We start from the raw sequence: 11,886 nt of genomic DNA on the forward strand, positions 1-11,886 counted from the left end.
GGCCCCCGGCAGGAGCCGGGCCGGCAACGGTCAGGAGGCGCCGTCGGCGCGCAGCCGGAAAACGTTCGACTCGGCCGAGTCGCGCAGCGACCCGAGCACCGCGCCGATCTTGTCGGCTGGCATCGGCTTGAAGAAGTGGTAGCCCTGCGCGGAGGTGCAACCAAGCTCGGCCAGGGCCAGCCGCTGCTCGGCGGTCTCCACCCCTTCGGCGACCACCCGCAGCCCCAGCTCGTGGGCGAGCCCCACTGTCGTCCGGACGATCGCGGCGGCCTCCGGTGAGTCCGCCATCCGGATCACGAACGAGCGATCCACCTTCAGCTCGTCCACAGTGATCCGGGTGAGGAAGGTGAGCGACGAGAAGCCGGTGCCGAAATCGTCGACGGCGAGCTGCACACCCATCGACCGGAGCGTGGCCAGCACCTCGTCGATGATCTCCAGCTCGCTCATCACCACCGTCTCGGTGATCTCCAGAACCAGCCGGCGCGGTGGCACCTGATGGCGGCGCAACGCCTCGGCGATCTCCGCCGGTAACCGGGGGTCGAGCAGGCTGCGCGCCGACAGGTTGACCGAGATCGGGACGTCGAGGCCCTCCCGGGCCCAGCCGGCGGCCACGCCGAGGGCCTTGTCCAGCACGTAGCGGGTGAAGGTGCCGAGCTGCTCGCTGTTTTCCACAGGGCGGATGAAATCGGCCGGGTTCAGCCATCCGCGCCGCGGATGATGCCAGCGGATCAGCGCCTCCACCCCGGTGGGTGCGCCGGTGGCCAGGTCGACAGCCGGTTGCAACGCCAGCACCAGTTGGTCGTCGACCTTCAACGCCTCGCGTAGCTCGGCAAGCAGGGCCAGCTGATCGGTGCTGGCCGCGTCGCGGGTGCCGTCGTACGCGGCGACGTTGCCGCCGCCCTCCTTGGCCTGGTACATGGCGATGTCGGCCCGGCGCAGCAGCTCGGTCAGGTCTGCGGTGCCGGCGTCGGCCACCACCACCCCGACGGAGACCTCGATCGACATCCGGACGCCGGCCACCTCGGTCGGCGCGGCAAGTCGTTCGGCGATCTCGCGGGCCTGACGCAGGGCGTGGGCCATCGGGGCGGCCCGGTCGCCGAGCACCGGCACCGCGGTGAGCAGCAGCGCGAACTCGTCGCCGCCGAGGCGGCCGAGCAGGTCGCCGGGGCGGGCCAGCGCGTTGAGCCGGTTGGCGGTCAGTCGTAGCAGTTGGTCGCCGGCGGCGTGACCGAGGGTGTCGTTCACTTCCTTGAACTGGTTGATGTCCAGCAGCAGCAGCGCCACCGGGTGATCGTGCGCGAGTTGCCGCAGCGACTGATCGCCCTTGCCGAGCATCGCCGCCCGGTTCGCCAGCCCGGTGAGCGGGTCGTGCACCGCCTCGTACGACGAACGGGCGGTGACCAGCCGCAGCTCCCGGTGGGTAGCGGCGTCGTGCAGCGCGGCGGCGAGCGCGTCACCGAACGCGGCCACCGCGTCGCGTTCCCGGGCGTTGGGCGGGGCGGAGCGGGGGAACCGGACCCGCAGCCGACCGACCGGAGCGGCACCCACCGACAGTTCCCGGCTCAGCTCGTGTTCGTCCGGCTCGGCCCGGTCTGGTGGGTCCGTCTCCCGGTCGACGAACTGGCCGGTGGCGTCTCCCCGGTACCGGTGCCAGCGGCCGTCGGTCCGCGCCACGTCGACGTCCACGAGCTCGGCGTTGAACAGCGTCAGCGCCCCGGTGACCGCGGCACTTGCCACACCCCGTTCGTCGAGCTGGTTGAGGGCCGCGGTGGCCTCGGCGAACGCCCGCCAGGTGCGGTGCTCCTGATCGGAGCGCAGCCGGTAGCGGTAGGTCTGCTGCAGCAGCCACAACAGCGGCGGCAGCAACAGCAACCACCGTGGGTCGATTTCCAGCAGGGCGACGACCACGAGGCCGACCGCGACGTTGCCGACGAACATCAGCAGCTTGCCGCGCAGCGCGGCGAGCAACGGCGGCCCGATCGGCAGCCCGTGCCGCAGGCCCAGCGTCACCCCGCCCAGCCAGGCGGTCACCAGGAGGTAGGTCACCGACCCGGCGATCACCGCCAACGCCAGCATCGGGGTGGGCGCGGCGAGCAACGGTCGCCCGAGCGCGGTGGTCACCGAGACGGCCAGTGCCGTCGCGGCGGCCAGCGACGCGGCGATCCGGACGATCTCCAGGACCGGACGGCGGTCGGTGTGCAGCGAGAGCATCGTCCAGGCCAGGCCGGTGCCGAGTAGCGTGGCGGACGGCAGCCAGCCGGCCGGCGTCAGGTGCAGGCAGACGATCAACGCCGCCTCGCCCCAGGTGATGCTGACCATGCCCGCGGCCGAGCGGAACCGTAGCCGAGCGAGTTGGGCGAGGGCGACAACGGCGACCGCGATGCCGAAACGGGCCGGCCCGCCGAGCGGGTCGTCGGCCGGCAGCCGGGCGGGAAGGGCCAACCCGACCGCGGCGGCGACAAGGGCGGTCAGTGTGACGGCGGCGGTGAGCACGAGCAGGCGGCCCGGTGTGCCCCGCACCCCGAGCCGGTCGAACGGGTCGCCGGCCGGACCGGAGGTCATCGACCTCCCCCGTCAGTCGACCGACCGACGATACGGCGGGCGGCCGGTGCTGTGCTGGTCATCGACGCCCCCTCCCGCACACGGCTCGGGGACTTTTGGTCCCCCGGCGGAAGGCTAAGCCAAACCGGGTGGTCGCAACAGGGGGCGACCACCCGGTTCGGCGTGATTCACGCGCTGGCTACCCGTTCCGGTGCTGCTGGTGCCCATTGGGGCCGGCAGTGGATGAATCACGCCCTCCGGTCCCGTCTGTCGGATCGACGACTGAAGCGTCGGCCCTGGTCGGATCGGCCGGCCTCGCCTGCTGCGGGAACCGGTCCGGCAGGCGGCGCAGCCGAGAGTTCATGTTGCGGATCAGCAGGATGGTCGCGGCGGCCAGCAGCAGGATGAGGAAGAGGCCCATCGGCCCGGCCAGACCACCCGTGCGGGTGTCTCCGAAGTTGTTCTCCGCGAGCACCTGGGCAGCGGTCAGCATGGCGTTCCTCCGATGTGCGGTTGGTAATCAGGGTAGCTCCGCCGGAATCAGCGTGCGTGCGCCGTCTCCCGCACCCCCGCGAAGAGGTCGGACTCGGGCAGCGGGCTGTCGACCATCGATCGAGCCAGCTCGAAGTCCTCGGTTGGCCAGGCGCGGCGCTGCAACTCCATCGGCACGTGGAACCAGAAGCCGTCCGGGTCGACCTGGGTGGCGTGGGCGCGCAGCGCGTCGTCGCGGACGGGGAAGAACTCGGCGCACTCCACCCGCGTGGTGATCCGCGGCCCCTTGTCGGGCCGGTCCTCCCAGCGCTTGATCCACTCTTCGTAGGGCGACTCCTTGCCCGCGGCCAGCATGCCCTCGTGCAGCGCCATGATCTTGGCCTTGGAGAAGCCGATGTCGTAGTAGAGCTTCAGCGGCTGCCAGGGCGTGCCCAGCTCCGGGTAGCGCTCCGGGTCACCGGCGGCCTCGAATGCGGCAACGCTCACCTTGTGGCACATGATGTGGTCCGGGTGCGGGTAGCCACCCTCCTCGTCGTACGTGGTCACCACGTGCGGACGGAACTCGCGCATCAGCCGCACCAGTGGGCCGGCGGCCACCTCGACGTCCTGCAGGGCGAAACAGCCCTCGGGCAGCGGCGGCAGCGGGTCACCCTCGGGCAGCCCGGAGTCGACGAAGCCGAGCCAGGCCTGCTCGACGCCGAGGATCGTCCGGGCGGCGTCCATCTCCGCGCGGCGGATCTCGCCGATGTTGGCCCAGACGTCGGGACGGTCGAGCTTGGGGTTGAGCACGCTGCCGCGCTCTCCGCCGGTGCACGTCACGACCAGGACGTCCACGCCCTCGGCGACGTACTTGGCCATGGTCGCCGCACCCTTGCTCGACTCGTCGTCGGGGTGCGCGTGCACGGCCATGAGTCGCAGCTGCTCTGCCAACGTTGGCGCTCCTCGTCTGTGCCAGCCGGTGGACCCGACCGGGCTCGACCGGCTGACCTGCCGGGATCCTCGCCCACCGCACCCTGTCGCCGGCCTGCACCGCAGGGCATGACCTGCCATTCCTGCCGCTGGACGGGGTGGGAGGATGGACTCTGTCATTCTTGCCGATGCCGCCGACAACAACGCCAGGAGATACCCGCCGGTGACTGAGACGCCCGCCACAATTTCATCCGGCGCTCCGGTTTTTCCCGCCGGACGCTACGGCCACCGCCGGGCACCTGGCGGCGAGCGTCGTCGCAACGTGCTCACCGCGCTGGTGCTGCTGGCGCTCGTGGCGGCGCTCACCCTGATCTCGGTGCGGCTCTACCGTCAGTACGGCGATCCGGTCTACGACGCCCACGTGATCACTTACACCGACATCACGGACAACCAGGTGTTTGTCGACTTTCGGGTAACCGTGCCGAAGGGCGGTTCGGCGGTCTGCGTGCTGCGCGCCCGGGACCGCGCGGGTGCCGAGGTGGCCCGTGACGAGATCACCGTCACCGCCCAGCCCGGCGACCGGCACGTCACCACCCGGCACCGCCTGACCACCACGGCGCGGCCGTTCATCGGCGAGGTCCTGCGCTGTCGGCAACCGGTCTGAGCTGCTACGACAGCCGCCACGACGAGCCTCGGCGGGCGCTTACCAGGGGTGTCGGATCCGGGCACCGGCGGTGATGGCCGACACGCTGTGTCGTACCGCACTGGTAACTTGGTAGTTCACCTGTCAGCCAGCCACGCACAACTGAGGAGAACGCCTGTGTCCACTGGCAACGAGGCGCCCGCCACCTGGCTGTCGCAGGACGCGCACGACCGCCTCCAGGCCGAGCTCGACGAGCACATCGCCAACCGTCCGGCGATCGCCGCCGAGATCAACGCCCGGCGCGAGGAGGGCGACCTGCGGGAGAACGGTGGCTACCACGCCGCCCGCGAGGAGCAGGGCAAGGCTGAGGGACGCATCCGCTACCTGCAGGAGTTGCTGCGCACCGCGAAGGTCGGCACGGCGCCGACCGCGGACGCGGTGTCGCCCGGCATGGTCGTGACGATCTACTTCGACGACGACACCGACGACACCGAGACCTTCCTGCTCGGCTCGCGGGAGATCGCGGCCACCACCGACCTGACCGTCTACAGCCCCGAGTCGGCGCTCGGCAAGGCGATCCTGGGCGGGCGCCCCGGGCAGACCTGCACCTACACGGCACCCAGCGGGGCCGACATCAAGGTGACAGTGGTCAGCTTCGAGCCCTTCTCCGGCTGACGTCGCCGGCTCCACCGCAGGCCCAGACGCACCGCCCCGAGGCGTGGCACCCACCGGTGTCACGCCTCGGCGGCGAAGACCACCTGGTAGCCGCTGGCCCGCAGGGCGCTGATCAAGGTGTCCGAGTGCTCCACACCCCGGGTCTCCACCGACAGCGCCACCTCCACCTCGCCGAGGCTGAGGTGCGGGTTGGCGCGCTGGTGCTCCACGTCCACCACGTTGGCCCGGTGCTCGGCGATCTGACTGAGCAGCGACGCCAGCTGCCCCGGCCGGTCCGAGCAGCGCACCGTCACCCGCAGGTAGCGACCCGCGGCGGCCAGCCCGTGCTCGATCACCCGGAGCATCAGCAGCGGGTCGATGTTGCCGCCGGAGAGCACCGCGACCACCGGCGTCTCCACCTCTACCGCGCCGGCCAGCAGCGCGGCGACGGCGACCGCCCCGGCCGGTTCGACCACCTGCTTACCGCGCTCCAGCAACATCAACAGCGCCCGGGAGATGTCCTCCTCGGAGACCGTGACGATCTCGTCGACCAGTTTGCGCACGTGGTTGAAGGTGATCTCGCCCGGCCGACCGACAGCGATGCCGTCGGCGATCGTGAAGAACGCCGGCAGCCGGACCGGCTCCCCGGCCACCAGCGAGGGAGGGAACGCCGCCGCACCGGCCGCCTGGACGCCGATGATCCGGACGTCCGGTCGCAACGCCTTCGCGGCGACCGCCATGCCTGAGATGAGGCCGCCGCCGCCGACCCCCGTGATGATCGTCTTCACCTCCGGGCACTGTTCGAGGATCTCCAGTGCCACGGTGCCCTGACCGGCGATCACGTCCGGGTGGTCGAACGGGTGGATCAGCACCGCTCCGGTGCGCTCGGCGTAGGTGTGCGCGGCGACAAGTGACTCGTCGACGGTGTTACCGGCGAACTCGACCTGCGCGCCGTACCCCTTGGTGGCGGCCACCTTCGGCAGCGGCGCGTTGACCGGCATGAAGACTGTGGCGTGCGTACCGACCAGGCCCGCCGCGAGGGCCACGCCCTGCGCGTGGTTGCCCGCGCTGGCCGCGACCACGCCGCGCTCCCGCTCCGCCGCCGACAGCCGGGAGATCCGCACGTACGCGCCGCGCACCTTGTACGAGCCGGCCCGCTGCACGTTCTCGCACTTGAGCCAGGTCGGCCCGCCAAGTGCCGCGCTGAGCGGACGGGAGGGCTCCAGCGGGGTGGTCCGGATGACCCCGGCCAGCAGTTCCCGTGCCGCCCGCACGTCGTCGAGACCGACCAGTTCCGTCATGCCCCGATCGTGCCACCCGGCCCCGGAGCCCTCTGCGGCGACACCGGCGTGGACGACGTTGATCCGCTCGACGTCGCTGCGACCGGGCCTCGACAGCGCGTTTCGCGGCCCGGGGTGGAGCGGACCGGAGTGGATCAGCCCTGGGACTGGACCTCCGGGGCCCCGAGACCGACCCGGGGGTAGCCGGGGGCGTGCCGCGCCCACGGTGCGGCCATCTCGAACTGGCCGGCCACACCGAGCAGCAGCAGCTCCGATCCCGGCGGACCGACGAGCTGCACGGCGACCGGCAGACCGTCCGGGCGACGCCCGACCGGCACCACGATCGCCGGCAGACCGGCGATGTTCCACGGAGCGGCGTACGGGGCGTACCTGATGTTGGTCGTCATGTTCGTCCGCCAGGACCGGTCGGACCAGCGGGCCGCCTCTGGCGGTGCAGTGGCCAGCGCCGGGGTGAGCAGCAGGTCGACCGAGTGGTCGGTGAAGAAGTCGACAGACCGTTGCCGCCACGCGGCCCGGTCCGCCTCCCGCACGTAGCCGCGACGCTGCGCCCACTCGCCCAACGCGACGTGCCGCCGGGTACGTCGTTGCAGACCCCGGCGGTCCAACCCGGCGGCCCGCACGTCGGTGGCGGCGGCGGCGAGCCAGGTGGCGATGCCCTGCAAGCCCAGCGCGGTGGGGTAGACCGGATCGGCCGGCACGGTGTCGTGCCCGGCTGCGGCCAGCAACCGACCTGCGGCGGCGACCGCATCGCGGTTGGGTGCGTCCGGCGCGACACCCCGCACCGGGGAACGCAGCGAGACACCCACCCGCAGCCGCTGCGGCGGGACCAGCTTCTCGGGACGCCGGCCGGCGAGCACCGAGAAGCCCACCGCCGCGTCGGCGACAGTGCTGGTCAGCATGCCGTGCTCGGTGAGGCCGAACCAGTCGTCGGCGCCGAGCTGGCAGGGGATCACGCCCCGACCCGGTTTGAGCCCGACCAGCCCACAACAGGCCGCCGGGATCCGGATCGAGCCGAGACCGTCGTTGCCGTGCGCGATCGGCACCAGCCCGGCGGCCACCGCGGCGGCCGCGCCACCGGAGGACCCACCGGGGGTACGCGTGCTGTCCCAGGGATTGCGGGTCACCGCGTTGTCGTCGTCGGTGACCGCCCACAGCCCCAACTCCGGCATCCGGGTCACCCCGAGGATCACCGCACCGGCACCGCGTAACCGGCGTACCACCTCGTGGTCGGCCTCCGCGACGTCGCCACGGGCCGCCGCAGACCCGTTCCAGGTGGGCAGGCCGGCGACCGGAGTGTTCTCCTTGACCGCCACCGGCACCCCGGCCAGCGGCAGGTTTGCCAGGTCCTCCTGCTCGTCGACCTTCTCCGCCTCGGTGATCGCCTCGCCGCCGCGGACGGCCCGGAACGCGGCCAGCTCACCGTCGGCGCGGGAGATGTACTCGAGGTGGTCGGCCACCACCTGGGTGGCCGACACGTCACCTCGGCGTACGCCCCGGGCGATCTGTTTGGCGGTCGCCCCGACCCAGGTCGCCATGATGTCCTGCACGGCCATCCTCCCCAGCGGTCAGCCCAGCGCCTGCTCCAGATCGGCGAGTAGGTCGTCGACCGTCTCGATGCCGACAGACAGTCGCACGAGATCGCCGGGAACTTCAAGCGGCGAGCCGGCAGCACTTGCGTGTGTCATCCGACCCGGGTGTTCGATCAGGGATTCCACGCCCCCCAGCGACTCGGCGAGCACGAAGAGCCTGGTGCGGTTGCAGATGTCCACTGCGTGCTCCTCACCACCGGCGGCACGGAACGAGATCATGCCGCCGAACCTGCGCATCTGCTTGGCGGCGACCTCGTGACCGGGGTGCGACGGCAGCCCGGGATAGAGCACCTGCGCCACCTCGGCGTGCCCGTCGAGGTACGCGGCGAGCCGTTCGGCGTTGTCGCAGTGCCGGTCCATGCGTACCCCGAGGGTCTTGATGCCACGCAGGGTGAGCCAGGCGTCGAACGGACCGTTGATCGCGCCCATCGCGTTCTGGTGGTACCGCAGTTCTTCCCCGAGCGCGGCGTCCGCGACGACGAGCGCACCACCCACCACGTCGGAGTGCCCGCCGATGTACTTGGTGGTGGAGTGCACCACGACGTCCGCGCCGAGCGCGATCGGCTGTTGCAGGTACGGCGAGGCGAAGGTGTTGTCCACCACCAGCAGCGCGCCCGCGTCGTGCGCCACGGCGGCCAGGGCGGCGATGTCGGCGATGCCCAGTAGCGGGTTGGTCGGCGTCTCCAGCCAGACGATCTTCGTGCGACCGGGCCGCACCGCCGCCCGGATCGCCGCCGGGTCCGAGACCTTCGCCGGGGTGAACTCCAGACCCCAGCGCTGGGCGACCCGGGCGAAGAGCCGGTACGTGCCGCCGTAGGCGTCGTCCGGGATCACCACGTGGTCGCCCGGCTGGCAGACGGTGCGCAGCAGGGCGTCCTCCGCCGCCAGACCACTGGCGAAGGCGAGCCCCACCGGCCCACCCTCAAGCGCTGCCAGGCACTCCTGGAGCGCATCCCGGGTCGGGTTGCCGGAGCGGCTGTACTCGTAGCCGAGCCGGGGCGCCCCGACGGCGTCCTGGGCGTACGTGCTGGTCTGGTAGATGGGTGGGATCACGGCGCCGGTCCGCGCCTCGGGGTCCTGACCGGCGTGGATCGCGAGTGTGTCGAAGCCGTGGGTCATTCTGGTGAGGCTAGTGCCCCGGCGGAGACGGCTGGAACGGAACCCGCGCTCCTGGGCGGGGCCGGACCCGCAGGCCCGGCCCCGCGCCCGCCGACCATCCGTCGGCGGGCCGGTCAGCCGGCCGGAACGGGCAGGACGTGCAGGGTGACCGGGCGGGTGCCGGTCCAGTCGTAGGAGACCGCGTAGACCCGGGTGCCGTTGGGCGCCCAGGCCAGCGCACCCGGGCTGAGCTCGTCGCCCAGCTCGAAGTGGGCCAGCTCGGTGCCGTCGGCCTGGAAGACGAAGACGTCCGGGTCATAGGAGGCGTCCGCTCCGCCGGCGATCCTGGTGCCGTCGCGGGACACCTCGACCGCATTCGGGTACGCGCCGGTGGGATAGGTCGCCGATGGGGTGCTGATGTCGGCGAACGGGAACGCCTGCACCTCGTACGGGGCACCGGAGGCGGTGAACACCGTGGTGCCGGTGGGGTCGAGCGCGACGTCGCGCAGGTTGCTGCCGACCGCCATGAAGGCGTTGGTCCGGGGTGCGCTCAGTGTGCCGCCGGTGCCGATCTCGTAGGCGTACACCGACGCGGGGCTCAATCCGGGCTGCCCGGCCAGCAGCACCGCGCGGTTCTGGCTCGCGGCGGTCAGCAGCGGGGCGTCGTAGAAGTCCTGGCCGGTGGCCACGCCGGTGGTGACCCGGGCCGGTTGGCGGCCGAGGTCGATCCGGCCGATGTTGCCGCCCCACTGGTCGCAGCCGTAGCCGAACCACAGATACCGCCCGGTCAACGCGAGCGACGACGGGCACTCCCCCGCGCCGGTGTCGTACCGGGCCGACTCGACAAGCGATCCGGTGTCGAAGGCGGCGATGGCGTTGGCGCTGGGCAGCGCCACGTAGAGGGTCTGCCGGTCGGCGCTGAGCAGCAGATCGGTGGGGCCGGGCAGCCCGGACAGGGCGCCGACCACAGTGCCCGTCGCGCTTGTCACCAGGACGTCGGTCGAGGAGCGGCCACCGCTGACGAAGACCCGGTCACCGGCCGACACCACATCGGCCGCCCCCGGCAGCGACAGCGGGGTGGCCGTCTGCGCGGGGGCCGCCTGGGCGGGGGCGGGGATCACTGCGGTCAGCAGCCCGACGGTCAGGGCGGCCAGCGCCACGGTCGGGCCTCTTCTGATGCGCAAGGTGCGTCCTTTCGGAGTGTCGACGGGCGACCCCGACGGCCGGGATCGCCGGGTCGCAGCGAGGTGTCTGGTCGGCGTGCGGGCGGCAGCGCGCCTCGGCCGGGCGGCACCGGCCGCGACAGCACGTCTCCCCCGTTTACTTATCCAGACCCGTCTATGACTATCACAGTCGGCGCGCGCCTGGGGGGCACCGCTACCGGTCCGCCCGCCGGGCATAGCCTGGGCCGATGAGTGGGTGCGTGTTCTGCGGAATCGTGGCGGGTGAGGTGCCGGCGTTCCGGGTCGCCGACACCCCGGACGGGGTGGCGTTCCTGGACACCCGGCCAGTGTTCATGGGGCATGTGCTCGTGGTGCCGCGCGTCCACCTGGTGACGCTTGCCGAGTTGCCGGCGGACCTACTGCCCGGCTACTTCGCGCTGGTCCAGCGCGTGGCAGTGGCAGTGGAGACCGGCCTGGGGGCCGGTGGGACGTTTGTGGCGATGAACAACAAGGTGTCCCAGTCGGTGCCCCACCTGCACACCCACGTCGTGCCACGGACCAAGGGCGACGGACTGCGTGGCTTCTTCTGGCCGCGCACCCGCTACCAGGACGACGCCGAGGCCCAGAGCCACGCGGACCGGGTGGCCGCCGCACTTCCGGGCGGGGCCTGACTCACACGGGCACGGGTAAGGAAGGTGGACCCACCGGTGTTACACGCTGGGAGAGGTACGAGAGGAGATCCCCACGTGTTTTTGCGCCGTATGAACGCTGAGATGGTTTCGCCCGACCAGGCCCTGCCGGGCCGGCCGATCGCCATGCCGGTCGCGGACCGCCACGAGGTGCTGGGCACCCCGCTGAAGGGCCCGTTCCCGGAGGGCCTGCAGGTAGCGGTCTTCGGCATGGGCTGTTTCTGGGGCGCCGAGCGGCTGTTCTGGACGCTTCCGGGTGTCTACACCACCTCCGCCGGCTATGCGGGTGGCATCACCAAGAACCCGACGTACGAGGAGACGTGTTCCGGCCGGACCGGGCACGCCGAGGTCGTCCAGGTGGTGTACGACCCCAGCAAGATCAATTACGAGGATCTGCTGAAGGTCTTCTGGGAGAACCACGACCCGACCCAGGGCATGCGCCAGGGCAACGACGTGGGCACCCAGTACCGGTCGGCGATCTACACGACCACCGACGAGCAGCGGACCATCGCGGAGTCGTCCCGCGACGCGTTCCAGCCGATCGTGAAGCGGGCCGGCAAGGGTGAGATCACCACCGAGATCGCTCCACTCGGCAGCTACTACTTCGCAGAGGACTACCACCAGCAGTACCTGGCACCGACCAAGAACCCGAACGGGTACTGCAACCACGGCCCGAACGGGCTGAGCTGCCCCGTCGGCGTGGCCCGCGTCGCCGGCTGACCACCACACCCGCACCCGCGTACTGCCCGGTCACCGGTGAGGTGGCCGGGCATTCCCGTTCGGCCCTGTGATCGAAATCTGTTGCCG

Annotated in this window: 11 protein-coding genes; 4 read left to right on the top strand and 7 right to left on the bottom strand. The window is 71.6% G+C overall.

Translation table 11 applies throughout. The annotated features are described in order from the left end of the window. Positions 1-30: 30 nt before the first annotated feature. The 3 genes from AB0B85_RS04455 to mca all read right to left on the bottom strand — a co-directional run bounded on the left by AB0B85_RS04455 (position 31) and on the right by mca (position 3,963). On the bottom strand, positions 31-2,562 hold the full coding sequence (locus AB0B85_RS04455) for a bifunctional diguanylate cyclase/phosphodiesterase (protein WP_357403483.1): 2,532 nt from the start codon (positions 2,560-2,562) through the stop codon (positions 31-33). A gap of 178 nt (positions 2,563-2,740) precedes the next feature. Then, positions 2,741-3,034, bottom strand: a complete 294-nt coding sequence (locus tag AB0B85_RS04460; protein WP_357403486.1) for a hypothetical protein — start codon at positions 3,032-3,034, stop codon at positions 2,741-2,743. Positions 3,035-3,081: 47 nt separating this feature from the next. After that, positions 3,082-3,963: a mycothiol conjugate amidase Mca gene (gene mca / locus AB0B85_RS04465; protein ID WP_357403488.1), complete on the bottom strand. Its 882-nt coding sequence runs from the start codon at positions 3,961-3,963 to the stop codon at positions 3,082-3,084. Positions 3,964-4,165: 202 nt separating this feature from the next. Between mca and AB0B85_RS04470 the strand changes: the two genes are divergently transcribed. Together AB0B85_RS04470 and greA are read left to right on the top strand one after the other, a co-directional pair. After that, positions 4,166-4,606 (top strand): DUF4307 domain-containing protein, encoded by a 441-nt coding sequence (locus AB0B85_RS04470; RefSeq protein ID WP_357403751.1) that lies wholly within the window; start codon positions 4,166-4,168, stop codon positions 4,604-4,606. 156 nt (positions 4,607-4,762) lie between these two features. After that, positions 4,763-5,260 (top strand): transcription elongation factor GreA, encoded by a 498-nt coding sequence (gene greA / locus AB0B85_RS04475; protein WP_357403490.1) that lies wholly within the window; start codon positions 4,763-4,765, stop codon positions 5,258-5,260. A 59-nt stretch (positions 5,261-5,319) separates the two neighbouring features. Here greA and ilvA read toward each other — a convergent pair whose 3' ends face one another. The 4 genes from ilvA to AB0B85_RS04495 form a co-directional block, all read right to left on the bottom strand. Continuing rightward, positions 5,320-6,540: a threonine ammonia-lyase gene (ilvA, locus tag AB0B85_RS04480; protein WP_357403491.1), complete on the bottom strand. Its 1,221-nt coding sequence runs from the start codon at positions 6,538-6,540 to the stop codon at positions 5,320-5,322. Positions 6,541-6,674: 134 nt separating this feature from the next. Then, the gene (locus AB0B85_RS04485; RefSeq protein ID WP_357403492.1) at positions 6,675-8,093 is read right to left on the bottom strand and encodes an amidase; all 1,419 of its coding nucleotides are present in this window, start codon (positions 8,091-8,093) and stop codon (positions 6,675-6,677) included. 12 nt (positions 8,094-8,105) lie between these two features. Then, positions 8,106-9,248, bottom strand: coding sequence for a cystathionine gamma-synthase (locus AB0B85_RS04490; protein ID WP_357403494.1), 1,143 nt, complete (start codon positions 9,246-9,248; stop codon positions 8,106-8,108). 113 nt (positions 9,249-9,361) lie between these two features. Then, positions 9,362-10,411 (bottom strand): hypothetical protein, encoded by a 1,050-nt coding sequence (locus AB0B85_RS04495; RefSeq protein WP_357403496.1) that lies wholly within the window; start codon positions 10,409-10,411, stop codon positions 9,362-9,364. Positions 10,412-10,638: 227 nt separating this feature from the next. Between AB0B85_RS04495 and AB0B85_RS04500 the strand changes: the two genes are divergently transcribed. Further along, the gene (locus AB0B85_RS04500; protein ID WP_357403499.1) at positions 10,639-11,061 is read left to right on the top strand and encodes an HIT family protein; all 423 of its coding nucleotides are present in this window, start codon (positions 10,639-10,641) and stop codon (positions 11,059-11,061) included. 75 nt (positions 11,062-11,136) lie between these two features. Beyond that, positions 11,137-11,799 (top strand): peptide-methionine (S)-S-oxide reductase MsrA, encoded by a 663-nt coding sequence (gene msrA / locus AB0B85_RS04505; RefSeq protein WP_357403502.1) that lies wholly within the window; start codon positions 11,137-11,139, stop codon positions 11,797-11,799. Positions 11,800-11,886: the final 87 nt, after the last annotated feature.

Origin of the sequence: Micromonospora sp. NPDC049044 (assembly GCF_040649215.1) — a bacterium.
Lineage (GTDB): Bacteria > Actinomycetota > Actinomycetes > Mycobacteriales > Micromonosporaceae > Micromonospora.